General features: G+C 61.0%; 22 protein-coding genes. 10 read left to right on the top strand and 12 right to left on the bottom strand.

Annotated features, from left to right (window positions below; all coding sequences use genetic code 11):
• Positions 1–52 precede the first annotated feature (52 nt).
• Positions 53–1,726, bottom strand: coding sequence for a DEAD/DEAH box helicase (locus EIY71_RS07550; RefSeq protein WP_085744967.1), 1,674 nt, complete (start codon positions 1,724–1,726; stop codon positions 53–55).
• A gap of 422 nt (positions 1,727–2,148) precedes the next feature.
• On the opposite strand from EIY71_RS07550, the gene EIY71_RS07560 reads away from it, so the two are divergent.
• Positions 2,149–2,940: a crotonase/enoyl-CoA hydratase family protein gene (locus EIY71_RS07560; RefSeq protein WP_134021192.1), complete on the top strand. Its 792-nt coding sequence runs from the start codon at positions 2,149–2,151 to the stop codon at positions 2,938–2,940.
• A 3-nt stretch (positions 2,941–2,943) separates the two neighbouring features.
• Here EIY71_RS07560 and EIY71_RS07565 read toward each other — a convergent pair whose 3' ends face one another.
• Positions 2,944–3,699 carry a spermidine synthase gene (locus EIY71_RS07565; protein WP_134021195.1) on the bottom strand — a complete coding sequence of 252 codons (756 nt, stop codon included), beginning with the start codon at positions 3,697–3,699 and terminating at the stop codon, positions 2,944–2,946.
• A 150-nt stretch (positions 3,700–3,849) separates the two neighbouring features.
• On the opposite strand from EIY71_RS07565, the gene EIY71_RS07570 reads away from it, so the two are divergent.
• Positions 3,850–5,196: a class II 3-deoxy-7-phosphoheptulonate synthase gene (locus EIY71_RS07570; protein ID WP_007955704.1), complete on the top strand. Its 1,347-nt coding sequence runs from the start codon at positions 3,850–3,852 to the stop codon at positions 5,194–5,196.
• Here the strand turns inward: EIY71_RS07570 and EIY71_RS07575 are convergent.
• Together EIY71_RS07575 and EIY71_RS07580 are read right to left on the bottom strand one after the other, a co-directional pair.
• A complete protein-coding gene (locus EIY71_RS07575; protein WP_134021198.1) occupies positions 5,193–6,440 on the bottom strand; it encodes a winged helix-turn-helix domain-containing protein in 1,248 nt (415 codons plus the stop codon). The genes EIY71_RS07570 and EIY71_RS07575 overlap by 4 nt on opposite strands.
• Positions 6,441–6,504: 64 nt before the next feature.
• Positions 6,505–6,720: a DUF1127 domain-containing protein gene (locus EIY71_RS07580; protein WP_085744970.1), complete on the bottom strand. Its 216-nt coding sequence runs from the start codon at positions 6,718–6,720 to the stop codon at positions 6,505–6,507.
• A gap of 97 nt (positions 6,721–6,817) precedes the next feature.
• On the opposite strand from EIY71_RS07580, the gene EIY71_RS07585 reads away from it, so the two are divergent.
• On the top strand, positions 6,818–7,672 hold the full coding sequence (locus EIY71_RS07585) for a LysR substrate-binding domain-containing protein (protein WP_007955701.1): 855 nt from the start codon (positions 6,818–6,820) through the stop codon (positions 7,670–7,672).
• Here EIY71_RS07585 and EIY71_RS07590 read toward each other — a convergent pair.
• The gene (locus tag EIY71_RS07590) at positions 7,662–8,411 is read right to left on the bottom strand and encodes a sulfite exporter TauE/SafE family protein (RefSeq protein WP_085744971.1); all 750 of its coding nucleotides are present in this window, start codon (positions 8,409–8,411) and stop codon (positions 7,662–7,664) included. The two genes, EIY71_RS07585 and EIY71_RS07590, sit on opposite strands and share 11 nt — an antisense overlap.
• A 112-nt stretch (positions 8,412–8,523) precedes the next feature.
• Here EIY71_RS07590 and EIY71_RS07595 point away from each other — a divergent pair, with 112 nt between their 5' ends.
• From EIY71_RS07595 to EIY71_RS07610, 4 genes are all read left to right on the top strand, one after another.
• Positions 8,524–9,480 (top strand): LysR family transcriptional regulator, encoded by a 957-nt coding sequence (locus EIY71_RS07595; protein ID WP_129972556.1) that lies wholly within the window; start codon positions 8,524–8,526, stop codon positions 9,478–9,480.
• A gap of 83 nt (positions 9,481–9,563) precedes the next feature.
• The gene (locus EIY71_RS07600; RefSeq protein WP_134021201.1) at positions 9,564–10,028 is read left to right on the top strand and encodes a MarR family winged helix-turn-helix transcriptional regulator; all 465 of its coding nucleotides are present in this window, start codon (positions 9,564–9,566) and stop codon (positions 10,026–10,028) included.
• A 274-nt stretch (positions 10,029–10,302) separates the two neighbouring features.
• Complete coding sequence (locus tag EIY71_RS07605) at positions 10,303–10,722, top strand: organic hydroperoxide resistance protein (RefSeq protein ID WP_034155242.1); 420 nt, start codon at positions 10,303–10,305, stop codon at positions 10,720–10,722.
• A 33-nt stretch (positions 10,723–10,755) separates the two neighbouring features.
• Positions 10,756–11,769: an alpha/beta hydrolase gene (locus EIY71_RS07610; RefSeq protein ID WP_085647565.1), complete on the top strand. Its 1,014-nt coding sequence runs from the start codon at positions 10,756–10,758 to the stop codon at positions 11,767–11,769.
• Positions 11,770–11,834: 65 nt separating this feature from the next.
• Here EIY71_RS07610 and EIY71_RS07615 read toward each other — a convergent pair whose 3' ends face one another.
• The gene (locus EIY71_RS07615) at positions 11,835–12,404 is read right to left on the bottom strand and encodes an elongation factor P (protein WP_007955690.1); all 570 of its coding nucleotides are present in this window, start codon (positions 12,402–12,404) and stop codon (positions 11,835–11,837) included.
• A 48-nt stretch (positions 12,405–12,452) separates the two neighbouring features.
• The gene (earP, locus tag EIY71_RS07620) at positions 12,453–13,595 is read right to left on the bottom strand and encodes an elongation factor P maturation arginine rhamnosyltransferase EarP (protein WP_134021204.1); all 1,143 of its coding nucleotides are present in this window, start codon (positions 13,593–13,595) and stop codon (positions 12,453–12,455) included.
• Between the two features lie 124 nt (positions 13,596–13,719).
• On the opposite strand from earP, the gene EIY71_RS07625 reads away from it, so the two are divergent.
• Positions 13,720–14,127, top strand: coding sequence for a hypothetical protein (locus EIY71_RS07625; protein WP_039770468.1), 408 nt, complete (start codon positions 13,720–13,722; stop codon positions 14,125–14,127).
• 2 nt (positions 14,128–14,129) lie between these two features.
• Positions 14,130–14,612, top strand: coding sequence for a GreA/GreB family elongation factor (locus EIY71_RS07630; RefSeq protein ID WP_085744974.1), 483 nt, complete (start codon positions 14,130–14,132; stop codon positions 14,610–14,612).
• An 8-nt stretch (positions 14,613–14,620) separates the two neighbouring features.
• On the opposite strand, the gene cysB is transcribed toward EIY71_RS07630, so the two are convergent.
• The 5 genes from cysB to EIY71_RS07655 all read right to left on the bottom strand — a co-directional run bounded on the left by cysB (position 14,621) and on the right by EIY71_RS07655 (position 18,579).
• The gene (cysB, locus tag EIY71_RS07635; protein WP_007955684.1) at positions 14,621–15,595 is read right to left on the bottom strand and encodes an HTH-type transcriptional regulator CysB; all 975 of its coding nucleotides are present in this window, start codon (positions 15,593–15,595) and stop codon (positions 14,621–14,623) included.
• A gap of 113 nt (positions 15,596–15,708) precedes the next feature.
• The gene (locus EIY71_RS07640) at positions 15,709–16,212 is read right to left on the bottom strand and encodes a universal stress protein (RefSeq protein ID WP_007955683.1); all 504 of its coding nucleotides are present in this window, start codon (positions 16,210–16,212) and stop codon (positions 15,709–15,711) included.
• A gap of 98 nt (positions 16,213–16,310) precedes the next feature.
• On the bottom strand, positions 16,311–17,216 hold the full coding sequence (locus EIY71_RS07645) for a 5'-nucleotidase (RefSeq protein WP_007955682.1): 906 nt from the start codon (positions 17,214–17,216) through the stop codon (positions 16,311–16,313).
• Positions 17,217–17,239: 23 nt separating this feature from the next.
• Positions 17,240–18,196: a putative 2-dehydropantoate 2-reductase gene (locus EIY71_RS07650; RefSeq protein ID WP_173892740.1), complete on the bottom strand. Its 957-nt coding sequence runs from the start codon at positions 18,194–18,196 to the stop codon at positions 17,240–17,242.
• Positions 18,193–18,579 (bottom strand): co-chaperone YbbN, encoded by a 387-nt coding sequence (locus EIY71_RS07655; RefSeq protein ID WP_085744977.1) that lies wholly within the window; start codon positions 18,577–18,579, stop codon positions 18,193–18,195. The genes EIY71_RS07650 and EIY71_RS07655 overlap by 4 nt, the downstream gene beginning before the upstream one ends.
• On the opposite strand from EIY71_RS07655, the gene EIY71_RS07660 reads away from it, so the two are divergent.
• Positions 18,578–19,006 carry a PilZ domain-containing protein gene (locus EIY71_RS07660; RefSeq protein WP_007955677.1) on the top strand — a complete coding sequence of 143 codons (429 nt, stop codon included), beginning with the start codon at positions 18,578–18,580 and terminating at the stop codon, positions 19,004–19,006. The genes EIY71_RS07655 and EIY71_RS07660 overlap by 2 nt on opposite strands.
• Positions 19,007–19,148: the final 142 nt, after the last annotated feature.

Genomic DNA, 19,148 nt, shown 5'->3' on the forward strand with positions numbered 1-19,148 from the left:
CCCCGAACCAGTCGGGGATTTTTTATGTTCGATCAATCAGCCCAGAGGCGGATCAATCTTCGCGGTAGCGACGCAGTTTCAGCTGCTTACCGGCAACGCGAGTGTCCTTCAGTTTGGTCAGGAGCTTGTCCAGACCATCTTCCGGCAGCTCGACGAGGCTGAAGCTGTCACGCACCTGGATGCGACCGATGGCTTCACGCGCCAGACCACCTTCGTTGAGGATGGCGCCCAGCAGGTTTTTCGCCGCGATACCGTCACGCGCGCCCAGCGCGGTACGGCAACGGGCACGGCCTTCGCCCAAAGGCATTGGCGCACGACGCTCGCGGTCACCACGTTCCGGACGATCACCGGAACGCTCAGGACGGTCGCCACGCGGTGCGCTGTTTGGCACCAGTGGACGTTCCTTCTCGATCGCTGCCAGGTTCAGCGCCTGACCATTGGTGGCCTTGCGCAGCAGAGCGGCAGCCAGGGCACGCGGGGTGCAACCGATGTCGGCGGTCAGGCGATCCAGCAGATCACCGTGAGTCGATTCGGCGTCAGCCACCAGCGGCGACAGGCTGTTGGTCAGTTTCTTGATGCGGGCATCGAGAACGGCCTGGGCGTCCGGCAGACGCACTTCGGCAACTTTCTGACCGGTTACACGCTCGATTACCTGCAGCATACGGCGCTCACGCGGAGTCACCAGCAGCAGCGCGCGGCCTTCGCGACCGGCACGGCCGGTACGGCCGATACGGTGCACGTAGGATTCCGGATCGTACGGCATGTCCACGTTGAACACGTGGGTGATGCGCGGAACGTCCAGACCACGGGCGGCTACGTCGGTCGCAACAACGATGTCCAGACGGCCATCTTTCAGCGAGTCGATGACGCGCTCACGCTGGTTCTGGGCGATGTCGCCGTTCAACGCGGCGGCTTTGTAGCCTTTGGCGTCGAGGGCGCTGGCCAGATCCAGGGTCGCTTGCTTGGTGCGCACGAACATGATCAGAGCGTCGAAATCTTCCACTTCCAGCAAGCTGAGAACGGCAGAAGTCTTCTGGTCAGCGTGAACCAACAGGTGAGCCTGTTCGATCGCGGTAACGGTCTGGGTCTTGCTCTGGATCTTCACGTGCTTTGGATCGCGCAGGTGACGCTCGGCGATGGCACGGATCGATTGCGGCAGGGTCGCCGAGAACAATACGGTCTGACGGGTTTCCGGCATGGCCTTGAAGATGACTTCGAGGTCGTCCATGAAGCCCAGTTTGAGCATTTCGTCTGCTTCGTCGAGAACCAGGTGGTTCACGGTCTGCAGTACTTTTTCGTCGCGACGCAGGTGGTCGCACAGACGGCCCGGAGTGGCGACAACGATCTGTGCGCCATTACGGATTGCTTTCAATTGTGGGCCCATCGGCGCGCCGCCGTAGACAGCCACAACAGTCACGCCCGGCATTTGCTTGGCGTAGGTTTCGAAAGCGGTTGCAACTTGTAGCGCCAACTCACGAGTTGGGGCCAGGATCAGAGCTTGCGGCTCGCGCTTGGACGGATCGATGCGGTGCAGGATAGGCAGGGCAAAGGCAGCGGTTTTACCGGTACCGGTTTGCGCCTGACCAATCATATCGTGACCGGCGAGGATGATCGGGATCGACTGCTGCTGAATGGCCGAAGGCTCTTCATAGCCGGTAGCGACTACTGCAGCGACAATATTGGGATGAAGTTCAAGAGCGGCGAAGCCGCCGATTTCCTGGGTCATGGGTCTGCCTCTAAGTGCATCCGCAAAGACCCATGCTCCAAAGCTGCACATGCCGTGTTGAGACTCAAGAGTCGCCCTGGCAGCTTTGTCGGCGGGGATTTGCGAAAACGAATGAATGAAAAAGAATCGTCAAGGAAGAGCCCGCAGTGCGGACGTGCAGCCGAAGCTGACTTCGGGGAATTGCGCTACCTAAACGCGGCCCGGTTAAAGGCCGGCGCGCACTATACCGGAATTTGCCCAAAAAGGGAGCTTTTTTTATCGGCGAAATACAGTTGTCACCGCTGTGTAACGGGGTTTTGCGGATAATCGGGCAAAGGTCTATTTTTCAAAGACCCCGGCCCTGCGGGCGATGGCGCTTAAACGATTCACCGACGTGCGGCATCTGGTCGCTGCACCTTTTCTTCCCCTGCGAGGAAACACCCATGAATCAGCCCTGCCCCGGCCGCGTGAGCCGTGCGCGCCACGGTCACGTGCATTTGATCGGCCTGGACCGCGCCGCCAAGCGCAATGCCTTCGACCTCGACCTGCTCAACGACCTGGCCCTGGCCTACGGTGAATTCGAGGCCGACAGCGACGCACGGGTGGCGGTGCTGTTCGGGCATGGCGAGCATTTCACCGCCGGGCTCGATCTGGTCAACGCCAGTTCCGCCCTCGCCCAGGGCTGGCAGGTGCCGCCCGGTGGTTGCGATCCATGGGGCGTGTTCGTCGGGCCACGGGTCAGCAAACCGGTGATCGTCGCGGCGCAGGGTTATTGCCTGACCATCGGCATCGAATTGATGCTCGCCGCCGACATCAACCTGTGCGCGAGCAATACTCGGTTCGCGCAGATGGAAGTGCAGCGCGGGATCTTTCCGTTCGGCGGCGCGACGTTACGCTTTCATCAGGTCGCCGGCTGGGGCAATGCGATGCGCTGGCTGCTGACCGGCGACGAGTTTGATGCCCATGATGCGTTGCGCCTGGGTCTGGTGCAGGAAGTCATGGCCAGCGAAGACTTGCTGCCACGCGCCATCGAATTGGCCGAGCGAATCGCCCGACAGGCGCCGTTGGGCGTACAGGCAACGTTGATGTCGGCACGCAAGGCGCGCTATGAAGGCGAGACCGCAGCGGCTAAAAGCTTGCCGCCACTGGTGAAGAAGTTGCTGGCCACTGAAGACGCCAAGGAAGGTGTGCGCTCCCTGGTGGAGCGCAGGCCTGGCGTTTTCAAAGGCCTTTGAAGATCAGGTCGCCGGACGGATGCAGTTGATCAACGTCTGCAACGAGTAACCCAGCTTCGGCGCCAGCGCTTCAGCCCGGGCGGTCAGCGCCTGCATGTCCAGCACCTGATCAAGATCCGCCGGCACGATCAGAATGACGTTGCCCTCCTTCACCGGCAGCTCCCAGTAATGCCGGTGATAGAGCCCGCGCAACAGCGCCGCGCCCAAGGGTTTGCCGTCATCGGTGGCCCATTGGTTGATCACCAGCCAGCCGCCAGGATTCAGACGCTTCTGACAGTCACCGAGGAAATTCCACGCAAGGTGCCCGGCGCCGGGGCCGACATCGGTGTACAGGTCGACGAAGATCAGATCCGCCGGCTCAGCCGTCGGCAGCAGTTCGAGAGCATCGCCGACGCGGATGTACAACCGTGGATCGTCATCCAGGCCGAGATATTCGATGGCCAGACGCGGTACGTCCGGGCGCAGCTCGATGGCTTCGACATCTTCCAGCGGCAGGAAATTGAGGCAGGCCTGGGTCAACGTCCCCGCGCCCAGCCCGAGGAACAGCGCACTCTCCGGTTGCTGATGGCACAGCGCGCCGATCAGCATCGCCCGGGTGTAGTCGTACTCCAGCCAGCTCGGGTCGGCGGTAAACACGCAGCTTTGCTCGATCGCATCGCCGAACTCCAGAAAGCGGTAGTCGGCCACTTCCAGCACGCGAATCACGCCGAACTCATCCTGTACCTCGGCGAGCAACAGCTCGACGCGCTCCTCAGTCATTTCGTCTCCTGGTGGTCACCGGGCGCGGTGACGCGATGGCACCGCTCTGGCGCCGTGGCAAAGCGGCGATTGTCGGCGAAGCGGCGGCAGCAGGTCACGCACTAATTGCTGCTAACATGGCCGTCCGTGCGTAGAACCTTAGAGACCGTGATGAGCCAACCCTGGAGCCCTGACAGCTGGCGCGCCCTGCCGATCCAGCAACAACCCCAATACCCCGACGCCGCGCATCTGCGCCAGGTCGAGCAGACGCTGGCCAGCTACCCGCCGCTGGTGTTTGCCGGCGAAGCGCGCGAGCTGCGTCGTCAGTTTGCCGAAGTCACCCAGGGCCGGGCGTTCCTGCTGCAGGGCGGCGACTGCGCGGAAAGCTTCGCCGAGTTCTCCGCCGCGAAGATCCGCGACACCTTTAAAGTGTTGCTGCAGATGGCAATCGTCATGACCTTCGCTGCCGGCTGCCCGGTGGTCAAAGTCGGGCGCATGGCCGGCCAGTTCGCCAAGCCGCGCTCGGCCAACGACGAGACCATCGACGGCGTGACCTTGCCGGCCTACAGGGGTGACATCGTCAACGGCATCGGTTTCGACTCGGCCAGCCGCGTACCGGATCCGGAGCGTCTGCTGCAGTCCTATCACCAGTCCACCGCCACCCTCAACCTGCTGCGCGCTTTCGCCCAGGGCGGTTTTGCCGACCTGCATCAGGTGCACAAGTGGAACCTCGATTTCATCGCCAACTCGGCGCTGGCCGAAAAATACAGCCACCTCGCCGACCGTATCGATGAAACCCTGGCGTTCATGCGCGCCTGCGGCATGGACAGCTCGCCGCAACTGCGCGAAACCAGTTTCTTCACCGCCCACGAAGCGCTGCTGCTGAACTACGAAGAAGCCTTCGTGCGCCGCGACAGCCTGACCAACGATTACTACGATTGCTCGGCGCACATGCTGTGGATCGGCGACCGCACCCGTCAGCTCGACGGCGCCCACGTCGAATTCCTGCGCGGGGTGAACAACCCGATCGGGGTGAAAGTCGGCCCGAGCATGAACCCCGACGACCTGATCCGCCTGATCGACGTGCTCAACCCGGACAACGATCCGGGCCGCCTCAACCTGATCGCACGGATGGGCGCGAACAAAGTCGGCGATCACCTGCCGGCGCTGATCCGCGCGGTGCAGCGCGAAGGCAAGCAGGTGCTGTGGAGTTCCGACCCGATGCACGGCAACACCATCAAGGCCAGCAGCGGCTACAAGACCCGCGACTTCGCGCAGATTCTTGGCGAGGTGAAGCAGTTCTTCCAGGTTCACGAAGCGGAGGGCAGCTACGCCGGCGGTATCCACATCGAAATGACCGGGCAGAACGTTACCGAGTGCATCGGTGGCGCGCGGCCAATCACTGAAGACGGCTTGTCGGATCGCTATCACACTCACTGCGACCCACGGATGAATGCCGATCAGTCGCTGGAACTGGCGTTCTTGATTGCCGAGACGCTGAAACAGGTCAAACGCTAAATCGCGATGACGTTGGCTCGGTCGTTTTCGACTTGAGCCAACGCCACCCGCAATCGCCCCGCACTTTCCCGCTGACAATTGAGCTGCACGTGCTCAAGCCCCAACCAGTCCGCCATGCGCCGCAAATTCAGCGCCAGCGCCAGCATCCCCGCGTCATCCAGTCCGGTTTCTTCCTCGTGCACCGCATGCACTGCCAACCGCCCCGCCGCCCGTTCAGCACGCAGATCGACCCGCGCGGCAATCCGTTCATTGTGCAGGAACGGCAGCACGTAATAGCCGTAGACCCGCTTGTCCTGCGGCGTGTAGATCTCCAGCCGATAGCGGAAATCGAATAGCCGCTCAGTTCGGCTGCGCTCCCAGATCAGTGAGTCGAACGGCGACAGCAATGCACTGGCCTCGACCTTGCGCGGGATTTTCGGCTCGGGCAGACAATAAGCAATCTGGCGCCAACCGGCGACTTCGCAGGTCAGCAGTTGCCCGTCCTCGACCAGTTCGGCCAGACGAGGGCGGGCATCAGAGGGATTCAGGCGGAAGTAATCACGCAGGTCTTTTTCCGTGCCGACACCCAGCGCCTGCGCTGCATGCAATAACAAACCGCGCTGCGCCTCGGCCTCATCGGGCAATGGCCGCTGCAGCACGGAAGCTGGAATCACCCGCTCGGGCAAGTCATACAAACGCTCGAAACCACGGCGTCCGGCGACGGTGACTTCGCCAGCGGCAAACAGCCATTCCAAGGCGTGCTTTTCCGCGCTCCAGTCCCACCATGGCCCGGCCTTTTCCTCGCGGGTCGACAGGCTGCCGGCGCCCAGTGCGCCCTGCTTTTCGACCGACGCCAGCACCCGGCGAATGGTGTCCTGCTGCTCGCGACCGAATCGCGCCAGTTGCTGATAGATGTCTTCACCACGTCTGGCCCGCTGCATGCGCCAGCCCATCAGCGGGTACATCGACAGCGGCAGCAACGACGCCTCATGGCCCCAGTATTCGAACAGCGAACGGCGTCGCCCCGAACTCCAGGCAGCCTGGTCGAGCAAGTCAGCAGAATAGGAACCAAGACGGGAGAACAGCGGCAGGTAGTGCGAGCGCACCACGGCGTTGACGGAGTCGATCTGCAACAGGCCGAGGCGTTCGATCAGCCGGTTTACGTGCATCGCCTTGACAGCCGGCGGCTGGCGCCCGTGAAACCCTTGGGCAGCCAGTGCCAGACGTCGAGCCTGTTTAAGGGAAAAGGACAATGTCGCGGGCATGTGTACCTCCATGTCTGCTCGCAACCTACCTCACTACAAAGGGGGTTGTGTAGCGATGGCCTCATCATTTATGCATCGGATCGTCCCAGAACGGCCGCACCGACTCATGTTCGACGTCGGCACGGCTGACTCCGATGTCCTTCAACGCTTCGTCGCTCAGACTGGCAAGCAACTCGCGTTCGCGGTGAAGTTCGTACCAGCGGCTAAACTTGTGCAGCAAATCGGTAATCAGATGGACCGGCACTCTGTCATCGCTCACATAGACTTTTTGACCTTTCATCGTATTGCCCTCCTTTAGGGATGGCTCAAGTCTCGCGCCGGGGCTACGATCAATCCAACGAATGTTTCTGATGGCATGCATCACGGAGATTCATCAATTGTCGGCGTACCCCAGTATCGATACCGATGTCCTGCGCACCTTTGTCGCGATTGCCGATCAGGGCGGTTTCACCCGCGCCGGCGAAATGGTCAACCGCACCCAATCGGCGGTGAGCATGCAGATGAAGCGTCTGGAAGAGGACGTGTTGCAGCGCCAGTTGTTCGAGCGCGACGGACGGCAGGTGCGCCTGACCGCTGAAGGCCAGGTGTTGCTCGGCTACGCGCGGCGCATCCTGAAATTGCACAGTGAAGTTTTCAACACCCTGCGCGAGCCGCACATGGTCGGCACGGTGCGGATCGGCACGCCGGACGATTACGTGATGCGCTTTCTGCCGGGAATTTTGTCGCGCTTCGCGCAGTTCTATCCGCTGATCCAGATCGAAGTGCATTGCGAGTCGACCAAACAGTTACTGCAACGCACGGACCTGGATCTGTCGATCGTCACTCGCGAGCCGGGCAACGAGATTGGCCAATTGCTGCGCAAGGAGCGCTTCGTCTGGGCCGAGGCGCAGAATTTCAGCGCCCACGAACAAACGCCGTTGCCGCTGGCGATGTTCAATAGTGATTGCTTTTGCCGCCTGTGGGCCTGTAACGCGCTGGACGCGATGGGCCGCGAGTACCGGATTGCCTACAACAGCACCAGCCTGTCGGCGTTGATGGCGGTGGTGAGCGCGGGTCTGGCGATCACCGCGCAACTGGAAAGCCTGATCACCCCGGATCTGCGCATTCTCGGCGCCGCCGAAGATCTGCCGCTGTTGCCCGAGGCCAGCATCATGCTGATCCGCAACCTCAACAATCCCTCGCCGATCACCGAATGCCTGGCCGAGCACATCGTCGAAGGCTTCAAACTTTAAAGGCGAGCATCACCGCGCACAGCACCAGGAACCCGCAGAACAGCCCGCGCAGGAGTTTTTCCGGCATCGCGTGGGCCACTTTCACGCCCCAGCTGATGCTGGCCAGACCGCCAATGGCCAGCGGCAGGCCGATCATCCAGTCCACTTCGTGGTGCACCGCGTACGTCACCAGCGTGACGCCGGTGCTCGGCAACGCCAGCGCCAGCGACAGGCCTTGGGCAACCACCTGAGTGGTGCCGAACAGGCTGGTCAGCACCGGCGTCGCCACCACCGCCCCACCGACACCGAACAAGCCGCCCATGGTGCCCGACGCCGCGCCGAGCACGCCCAGCCACGGCCATGAATAACGCATCTCGGAAGTCGCTGCCGGACGCGCGCCAAACATGCGCACCAGGTTGTAGGCCGACAACGCCACGAGGAACGCGACAAAGCCGATGCGCATGGTTTGCGCGTCGATGCCCACGGCCCAGATCGAGCCGATCCACGCGAAACAGAATCCCATCACCGCCAACGGCAATGCATGCCGGAGCTCAATGCGATTGCGCTGATGATAACGCCACAGCGCCAGCATCACGTTCGGCACCACCATCACCAGCGCCGTGCCTTGGGCGATCTGCTGATCGAGCCCGAACCACACGCCCAGCAGCGGAATGGCGATCAAGCCACCACCGATGCCGAAGATCCCACCCAGCGTGCCGAGGGCGGCGCCAAACAACAGGTACAGCAAAAACTCGATCACAGCAGAATTCCTCAAACGTCAGGCGACTCATCCTACGCAGTCGACGCTGGCACGGAAACGCACAGCAACGCACAATGGCTGTGCCAAATCCGCATAGGCACTGAACTGATTCATGAATCCCAATCAATTGACCGAACAACTCGGGCTGTTTCTCGATGTGCTGGAAAGTGGCAGTTTCTCCGCCGCCTCACGCCGACATCCGCTGACGCCGTCCGCCGTTGCCCGGCGTATCGACAGTCTGGAAAGCGCTGTCGGCAGCCAGTTGTTCATCCGCAGCACTCACGCGGTGCGCGCCACGCCGGCGGGTCTGGCGTTTGCCGAACGGGCGCGACGGATCGTTGCCGAGCTGCAACTGGCCCGGGCGGAAGCGGTGTCCCTGAGCAGCGCGCCGGAGGGTCTGATTCGGGTGGATGCGCCGGCGGCCTTCGGGCGCCGGCATCTGGCGCCAGTGATTGCCGATTTTCTGGTGCTGTATCCGGGGCTCGACGTGCAGCTGCATCTGATCGACAGCTTCGTGGACATGGACGGTTCGAACCTGGGCAAGGTCGATCTGGTATTGCGCGCCGGGCAGATGGCCGACACCCGGCTGGTCGCCACACCGTTGGCGAGCATGGTGCGCATCGCCTGCGCCAGCCCCGATTATCTCAAGCGCCGAGGCGTGCCGAGCGAGCCAGCGCAATTGAGTGAACATGACGGTCTGGATTGGGACGGTCTTGCCCCGCCCTTCGCCTGGCGTTTCGAACAGAACGGGCAGATGCAACTGCACCGCCCGGCGCGGATACGCATGAGCGCCAACAACGCCGAGGCACTGGTTTGCGGTGCGCTGGCGGGACTCGGGATCGCGCATCTGCCGACCTGGCTGGCCAGCGAATACCTGTTGCGCGGCGAGTTGCTGCCGCTGTTCTGTGAAAACGGCCTGCCAAAACCGGAAAGCACCGGCATCTATGCGCTGCGTCTGGAGCAACAGGCCAGCTCCCGCAGCCGCCTGCTGCTGGAATACCTCAAAACCCGGTTCAGCCCCGTGCCACCGTGGGATCTGGCCCTGCAGCGGGAACTGGGCCGGCACTGACCGATTCGCCACCGGGCACAATTGTCTGGCGCATTAAAGATTCGAGCGCTAGATTCAACTGCATCACCGTTCAAGGCACTGACATGACCACCGACCGCAACACCTCCGATCACTGCGAAGAGCTGCTGCTCGACAATCAGGCCTGCTTCGCCCTGCATTCCACTTCGCTGATGATGACCAAGGTCTACAAGCCGCTGCTGCAAGCGCTTGGCCTGACGTATCCGCAATACCTGGCGATGATGGTGCTGTGGGAGAAGGATGGTTTGACCGTCGGAGAAATCAGCACGCGCCTGCTGACCGATCCGGGTTCGCTGACCCCGCTGCTCAAACGTCTGGAAGGTGAAGGTTTGCTCAGCCGAACCCGTAGCCGTGAGGATGAACGCGTGGTGATCGTTGAACTGACTGCCCAGGGACGCGCCTTGAAAGACAAGGCCCGAACCGTTCCGCAGTGCATTCTGGGGGCCAGCGGCTTCACCCTGGAACGTCTGCAAAATCTGCAAGCCGAGTTGCAGGCCTTGCGTGGTCATTTGCAGGACAGTCTCGCTTAAGACTCCCCCTTTCCTGTGGGCGCAGCCTTGCGCCTGCAGGCTAATCGCACCTTCCCCGCTGATCCCCGAAAATTTTTTTCCTCTCGTTTCACACTAAAAAAAACCTTCTATATCAAAAGCTTGGGATCACGACCCTACCCAATCCAAGTGACCATTCGCGCGTTCTTCAAAAAATTTATCTTGCGCGCTAAATATTCGCGCAGTACATTTACTTCGCACCTAGTTAGCGCGCAAACAATTAGCGCAACAAACCACACTCAATGAGGCTCACACCATGCAAACTCTCTACACCGCAATCGCAACCTCCACTGGCGGCCGTGACGGTCGCGCGATCTCCAGCGACAACATCCTCGACGTCAAACTCGCCACCCCGAAAGAACTCGGCGGTGCCGGCGGCGCAGCTACCAACCCTGAGCAACTGTTCGCCGCCGGCTACTCGGCCTGCTTCATCGGTGCCCTGAAATTCGTCGCCAGCCAGACCAAACGCAAAATTCCGGACGACGCCTCGATCACCGCTCACGTCGGCATCGGCCAGATTCCTGGCGGTTTCGGCCTGGACATCGACCTGCACATCAGCCTGCCGGGCCTGGAACAGGCAGACGCACAAAGCCTGGTCGACGCTGCCCACCAGGTCTGCCCGTACTCCAACGCCACTCGCGGCAACGTTGATGTGCGTCTGCACGTCACCGTGTAATCACTGACACTCAGGCCCGTACAGGAAATGAACATGAACACTTTCAGCAAAGTCTTGACCGGTACCCTTCTCGCCCTGTCCATCCACAGCGCATTTGCCGGGGAAGTTGAACACAACACCCAGGCGTTTCTCGATGTGCTGAATGCCGGCACCGGCAAACCGATGGAACAGATGACGCCCAAGGATGCCCGCGCCGTGCTGACGGGCGCGCAGTCCGGGGTCAAACTGACGCTGCCCAAAGCGGACGTCAGCGAGAAGACCATCCAGGTCGATGGCCAACCGTTGAGCCTGACCATCGTCCGGCCGGCCGGGGTCAAGGGCGAGCTGCCGGTGTTCATGTTCTTCCACGGCGGTGGCTGGGTGCTGGGGGATTTCCCGACCCACGAGCGTCTGGTGCGGGATCTGGTGGTCGGCTCGGGTGCGGCGGCGGTGTTCGTCAACTACACCCCTTCGCCGGAAGCGCATTACCCGGTGGCGATCAACCAGGCTTACGCCGCGACCAAATGGGTGGCCGAACACGGCAAAGAGATCAACGTCGACGGCAAGCGTCTGGCGGTGGCGGGCAACAGCGTCGGCGGCAACATGGCGGCGGTCGTCGCCCTGATGGCCAAAGACAAAGGCACCCCGGCGATCAAATTCCAGGTGCTGCTGTGGCCGGTGACCGATGCCAATTTCGACACCGGTTCGTATAACCAGTACGCCGAGGGGCACTTCCTCACTCGCAACATGATGAAGTGGTTCTGGGACAACTACACCACCGACGCCAACCAGCGGAACGAGATCTACGCCTCGCCGCTGCGGGCCACCACCGCGCAATTGAAGGGTCTGCCGCCAGCGCTGGTGCAGACCGCCGGAGCCGACGTGCTGCGTGACGAAGGTGAAGCCTACGCCCGCAAACTCGACGAAGCCGGCGTGCCGGTGACCTCCGTGCGCTACAACGGCATGATCCACGACTACGGTTTGCTCAACGTGGTCAGCCAGGTGCCGGCGGTGCGTTCGGCGATGCTGCAGGCCTCGGAGGAGCTGAAACAGCACCTGAAGAAGTAATTTTCATCAGGCACAAAAAAGCCCGACTCAATGGTCGGGCTTTTTCTTTCCGCAAAAAGCAGTGCTTATTTGGCACGGCCTTTGTAGGAACCGCCTTCGCGGGTATCGATCTCGATCATGTCGCCGATTTCGATGAAGTCAGCAACCGACAGCTCGGTACCGTTCTTCAGTTTGGCAGGCTTCATCACCTTGCCGGAAGTGTCGCCGCGAGCGGAACCTTCGGTGTAGTCAACCTGACGCACGATGGTGGTCGGCAGCTCTACGGAAACCAGACGGCCTTCGAAGAATACGGCTTCGCAAACGTCGGTCATGCCTTCTTCCACGAATGGCAGAACGCTTTCGATGTCTTCGGCGTTCAGCTCGTACATAGTGTAGTCGGTGGTGTCCATGAACGTGTAGGAGTCACCGCTGATGAAGGACAGGGTCGCTTCTTTGCGATCCAGGATCACGTCGTCCAGCTTGTCGTCCGCACCGTAAACGGTTTCGGTCTTGTAACCGGTCAGCAGGTTCTTCAGCTTGGTCTTCATGATCGCGCTGTTACGGCCCGATTTGGTGAATTCAGCTTTCTGAACCAGCCAAGGATCGTTGTCGATACGGATCACGGTACCGGGTTTGAGTTCTTTACCAGTTTTCATTGCGAATATCCGAATTTGGATGGGATTTACAAAAATCTAGGCCGCGTATCATATCCAATTTCGGTAAAACTGTACCAGCGCCGTCGCAAGATCCGCCTGCAAGGCCTGTTCCAGACACCACGCGCGGGCATTTTCCTGCAGTTCGGGCCAGTGTTTGCGGGCCTCAAGCCAGTGGTCGCCGATAGGCTGCCCGGCACTCCAGGCACGCCAGAGACCGTTCATCGCCTCGGCGGCAACGGGCGAAAGACCTTTTGTGTAGAGCGCAAGGAAGGCGTCGAGCTTGTCGAGATGGATGTCTTCGTCCTGCTGATAGATGTGCCACAGCATCGGCCGCCCCGCCCATTGCGCCCGGACAAACGAGTCCTCGCCGCGCACCGCGTTGAAATCGCAGCACCAGAGCAATTGATCGTATTGATCCTGACGGACGAACGGCAGCACCTGCACGGTCAGCGACTGACGAACATGCGTCGCCCCGACCGCCAGCGACTCGACCCCGAGCCAACGGGCGACATCGCCGAGAATCCGTCCTTCCGGCACCAGCAGATGAGTGGGCATCGAGTCAGCGGCGAGCACATCCAGCCAACTGGCGAGTCCCGCATTCTCGTAGGCAAACAGCGAAATCAGTTGCGCACGGGGCGCAGGAATGATCCCCAGACCTTGCAGGAATTGTCGCTGCGCCTCGGGGTCCTGCTGAAACTGCTGACGCCGCTCCAGCAAACCGCTTTCACGCAACAGGCCGCCGGTGCCCGGCTGGAATCCCGGAAAGAAAAAGTACTTCTGCACCGACTTGTATTTCACCGACGGCAGTCCGTGGCAACCGACCACCCAGTCTTCGGCGCTGAGATAGTCGAGGTTCATCCACAACGGCGGTTTTTCCCGAGCGGCCATGGCGTCCATGTAGACGCTCGGCAACTGGCAGGCAAACGCGGCGATCACCACCTCGGCCGCCTCCGCTTCCTGCCATTCGGTCGGCCAGTGCCGGACTTCGACGCCCTGCTGCCATTGCTGATCGAGGCTGATGTCGATTTCGGGGCAGATGCGCTCGAAGGCGCGCAGGTCATCGACCCACAGCCGCACCGTCATTGCCTGCTCGCTGACCAGTTGCCGGGCCAGACGCCAGGTCACGCCGATGTCGCCGTAGTTGTCGACGACCGTACAAAAAATGTCCCAGCGGGTTTTCGGTTGCGGCATTCAAGGCTCCCGTTGGCAAAAGCGCCGATTGTCCGCATAAATGTCTCCATGCAGAAGAGCCGACGGCAATTAATCTTCGTGCGACAATCGCCACTCGCCCGCATTCATCCGCCAGGAGGCAGCCATGCCCTATCGTCCCAACCCGCGTCGCCCCTTGCCTGTTCAGCTTAGCGCGCTGCAATTGACCGGCAGCATTGCCCTGGGTCTGTGGCTGGGTTTCCTGGCCATTGCACTGACTTGCTGGCTCGCCTCACTACTCTTCAGCCGTCAGTTGCAGCCAGTGGCGGAAGCGGTGCAACAACTGAGCAAGCCTCCGGTAGCCGCCCAGCCGCAGCCAGAACCTGAGCCACAAAACCGCCTGTTCGAACAGTACGAAGAAAACCTGCGCAAAAACGAGCAACAGGCACGCCTGGACCAGGCCCGTGGCAGCACACGTAATCTGTCGAACCCCAAATGCCAGTTCTGGCTGCAACAGGATCAGACGGCCCCGAGCGAAAAGAGCCGCGCCAATGTCCTGCAATTCTGCGATTGATCATGAATAAACAGATTGTTCACCAACTGATTCTCGACAAGCTGCGCGTCGATCTCGACATCGCCGAGCGCGCGGCGCAAACCGCCTACGAAACCGCGACCCACGAAGAGAACATCGCCGAAAACAAGTACGACACCCTGGGTCTTGAGGCGTCGTACCTGGCGGCGGGCCAGGCGAAACGGGTCGAGGAAATTCGTCAGTCACTGGCGCTGTGCCAGAACCTGACGCTGCGCGCGTATGACGATCAGCGGGGGATTGAAATCGGCGCCCTGCTCGGTCTGGAAGACGAAAAGGGTCGTGAACAATGGCTGTTTCTGGCGCCGGATGCGGCAGGTTTGAAGGTCGACGTGGTGGGTCAGCCGATTACCGTCATCACCCCGCGCTCGCCGCTGGGCAAAAGCCTGCTGGGCAAATTCGAGGGTGACGAGGTAGAGATTCTGGTGGCAGGCACCCGGCAACAGTTTGCTGTCACCGAGGTGCTGTAGACAGGGGCTTAGTGAACCGGCAGTTCGACGCCTTCGAACAGTTCTTCCAGTTCCTGCTTGTTGTGGCACTGAATGGCCTTGGCCATGACTTCGCGGGTAAGGTGCGGCGCGAACTTCTCGATGAAGTCGCACATGAAGCCGCGCAGGAAAGTACCGCGACGGAAACCGATCTTGGTCACGCTGGACTCGAACAGTTCGCTGGCATCGAGCACCACCAGATCGTTATCCAGTTTGGTGTCGACCGCCATTTTCGCCACGATGCCAACGCCCAGGCCCAGGCGCACGTAGGTTTTGATCACGTCGGCGTCGGCAGCGGTGAACACCACTTTCGGCGTCAGGCCGCGATGGCTGAAGGCTTCGTCGAGTTTCGAACGGCCGGTGAAACCGAACACGTAAGTCACGATCGGGTATTCGGCCAGCGCTTCGAGGGTCAGCTTCGGCAACTTGGTCAGCGGGTGGCCCTGAGGCACAACTACGCAACGGTTCCAGCGGTAGCACGGCATCATCACCAGATCGCCGAACAGCTCCAGCGCTTCGGTGGCGATGGCGAAATCGACGGTGCCGTCAGCGGCCATCTCGGCGATCTGCATCGGCGAACCCTGGTGCATGTGCAGCGCCACGTCCGGGTATTGCTTGATGAAATTGCTGATCACCGGCGGCAGCGCATAACGTGCCTGGGTGTGGGTGGTGGCGATCGACAGGGTGCCTTTCTTCTCGTTGGAGAATTCCTGGGCGATCTGCTTGATGCTTTCGACCTTGCGCAGAATCTCGCCGGCGGTGGTGATGATGCGCTCGCCGGCTGGGGTGACGCGGGTCAGGTGCTTGCCGCTGCGGGCGAACACTTCGACGCCCAGTTCGTCTTCCAGCAGGCGGATCTGTTTACTGATGCCCGGTTGCGAGGTGTAGAGGCTTTGGGCTGTAGCGGAAACGTTGAGGTCGTGGTGCGCCACTTCCCAGATGTAGCGCAATTGTTGAAGCTTCATATGAATCCCTCAAAGCAGGTAGACGCCACGGGCATCAGCGACGGTATATAACTATATTAATGGTTTGAAGAATAAATCTAGAACTTTTTTATCAAAGTGCCATTATTCCTGCCTCAGCGATCCTCCCGACGCCGACGCTCCACCAGCGGCACCAGATAAACCGGCACCTTGGACAATTGCAGCAGCCGGGCCGCCGTTCGCCCCAAAGGTGTTTCCGCCCCGACCCCGTGGCTGTGACTTCCTACGATCAGCAAATCGACGGAGAGTTTCTGTACCTGATCGAGAATCACCTGTGACGGATCGCCCTGCAGCACCCGCACCGCGCGTATCCGCTGCAAGTCCTGCTCGCCCTCGTCCCCCAGTTCTTCACGAAAACTGTCGAGCACCCGCTGCTCGATATTGGCGATGACGGTTTTCAGACCCTGACTGTGAAATTCGTTCAACGCCTGTTCGTCGAGATAGCTCTGCAACACCGATTCGGCAAACAGCCCCATGGGTTCCACCGCGTGCACCACGTACAGATCGGCATTGAACGTTCGCGCCATTGCCAGGGCATGCTGCATCACTAACGGTGCGTACAGACCGAGGTCAGTGGCATACAGCATCGAACGAATCATATGACCTCCTCGCGTGCCAACATGGCGGAGATTTGATTCAGCTTAGCAGTGCCTTGACGACTACGGCGTGCGACGCAACGTCTTGAACCACGTGGGCTTTAGACCGCCGGTTCGTTGCTGATGCCGTGGGGCACGTGACCGGTCGCCACGACTTCCCGGGCCAGCTCGCAGTGGCCGGCCTGATCGTCGAAAAACACGTCGGCGGCGAAGGCTTCGAGGAACGCCGATTTGGTCAGGCCACCGAGAAACAGCGACTCGTCCAGACGAATGTCCCACTCGCGCAGTGTGCGGATCACCCGCTCATGGGCCGGCGCCGAACGCGCAGTGACCAGCGCGGTGCGGATCGGGCACTCCTCATCGGAGAACTCGCGCTGCAACAGATTGAGCGCCGCGAGAAAGCCCTTGAATGGCCCGCCGCGCAACGGTTCGCGAGCGGATTCACGCTCCTTGGCCTGGAAGGCTTCGAGGCCACCGGATTGATAGACGCGCTCCGATTCGTCGGAAAACAGCACGGCGTCACCGTCGAAGGCGATGCGCAACTCATCGCTGGCCGCACGACTGGCGCCGCCGGACAGAATGGTCGCCGCCGCGAAACCGGCATCCAGCGCAGCGCGCACATCTTCGGCATGGGTGGAGAGAAACAGATCGCAACCAAAGGCCTTCAGATACGGATAAGGACTGCGCCCGCCGACGAACGCCGCGCGGGAAATCGCCAGGCCGTAATGACCAATGGAGTTGAAGACGCGCAGGCCGGTATCAGCACTGTTGCGCGACACCAGAATCACCTCGACCCGGGCGCGGCCGAGGCGACTGTTGAGGTTGAGCAGTTTTTCCACCAGCGGAAAGGCATCGCCCGGCGCGAGGATTTCGTCTTCGTGATCGATCTGATATTGACGGTATGCTTCGACGCCACTCGACTCATACACCTTGTGGCTTTCGCTCAGGTCGAACAGGGCACGGGACGAGATCGCCAGCACCAGTTTGTCATCGATGTTCTTGGCCATGCCTTTCCCCCAGTGCGACCGGTTTAAACGTTACGCCGGTCGATAAAGCTCAATGTGCGATACAACGATTCGATTCGCGGCAACTCGCAGCCTGCCGCTTTTGCCGCCGCCAAAGGACGAGCGTAGATCGCCTCGAGCTCCAGCGGTCGCTTGTGCAAAAAGTCGTGGTACATGCTCGGCCAATAGTCGGGCATTTTCTCGGTCATCATGAACAGGTATTCGGCGTAACCGGGCGGCATGTCGTGACCGCAGGCCTTGGCGCCCTGCACCACTTCAGCCATCAGCGCCTGAATCAGTGCGCGGCTGTCAGTGTCGGCCATCAACGGCGTGGTGCCGGCACCGAGCAACACCGAAAGCCCGTTGTAGGGAATGTTCCAAACCAGTTTCTGCCAGCGCGCCTGATGCAGGTTCGGCATCGCCTGGGAATCGAGACCGGCGGCGCGGAACAGGCCGGCGCCCTCTCCGACGATTGCCATGCGCGCCGCATCATCCGGTGCCGGACCGCTGTGGTAACCGACGTTCACCGCCCCCAGCGCCTGATGGGTGATCTGCCCCGGCCCTTCGCGGTGGACGCAGATCAGGCACAAACCGCCCAGCAAATGCAGGGAGTCGGGCAACAACGCACGCAAGCTGTCTTCGACGTCGAGGCCGTTTTGCAGCACCAGCACTTTCGCGTCGGGTTTCGCCGCCTGAATGATCGACGGTGCCAGCCCGGCATTGCTGGTGGTCTTGGCGCCGACCAGCAGCCAGTCGCAGGGCGGCATGTCTTCTGCCGACGAATAGGCCTGCACCGGGTTCAGCGTCAAGGCGCCATGCACGGCGCTGTCCACCTGCAAGCCGCCCTCGGCGACTGCGGAAAATTCACTGCGCAACAGAAAGTGCACATCGAATCCGGCCCGGGCCAGCATCACCCCGTAAAACCCTCCGATGGCGCCGGTGCCGATAATCCCCACCACCGGTTTGTTCACTGCTCCCATCACGGCAACTCCTCTGCAATTCGACCCAGCGCCTGCGCCACGGCTGCGTTCAGCTCATCGACATTCAGGCGCGTGTGCACTGCCCCAAAGAACTCGCCGTCGCGCACCACAAACAGCGCCGGCAAATGAAAGACCTGATAACGCTCGACCAGTCCGCCGTTGTCGCCGGCATCGATCCAGCACACGCGATCGACGGCCAGATCGAGCCCCGGCAACACTTCGCGGGCATAGCGGCAACTGGCGCAGCCGACGCTGGTGAAAATCACCAGCGAAACGCCGTTCATCGCCAGCAGCCGTTGGTCGGCGTCAAAATCGGTCAGCTGCGATTCGACCACTATACTGGGGGAAACAATGTCAAATGGCCGACACAGGGAGTCTGTGCTCATGGGACGGTTTATTCCTCATCCGGATGATGTGCCCGTTGAACTGACCTTGCTCACACCGGAGTGTATTTCGCGTCAACGGCTGCACACTATCAGCCTCGGCGGCATCGCTTGCAATTACCACCGTGCCTGGCGCCATGGCACCGCCTTGCAGGTGCGCATGCCGACCATCAATGCCGATTTCGCCTATCCGGGCTATGTGGCCTGGTGCCTGCGTCGCAAAAAAGGTTATCTGGTCGGCATTGCATTCACTGATGAGCAGACGCTGTTCAGCGCGCGAATGGGTGAGCAGGTGTGTCAGATCGAGCGCTATTGCCGAATCAACGATGCCCACGATGACCTGCAGGATATCCAGGCGCGAGCCCTGCAATGGGTCGAACAACACGCCGAAGAGTTCTCCCACGACAGCGTTCGCAAGGCTTTCGCGTAACCATAGCTGGACTGAACAGTTACTTGCCCATTGTCTAGCAGGCGTCTAACGCGATAAGGTTCGGCTCCCCGACGCGCTTAAATCCGCTGTGCTCCGCCGCGCGGGGATCGCTGGCGGCCGGCACCCGTGACCTGACGAGTAA

This window comes from Pseudomonas sp. CH235 (assembly GCF_004368175.1).
Lineage (GTDB): Bacteria > Pseudomonadota > Gammaproteobacteria > Pseudomonadales > Pseudomonadaceae > Aquipseudomonas > Aquipseudomonas paraglycinae.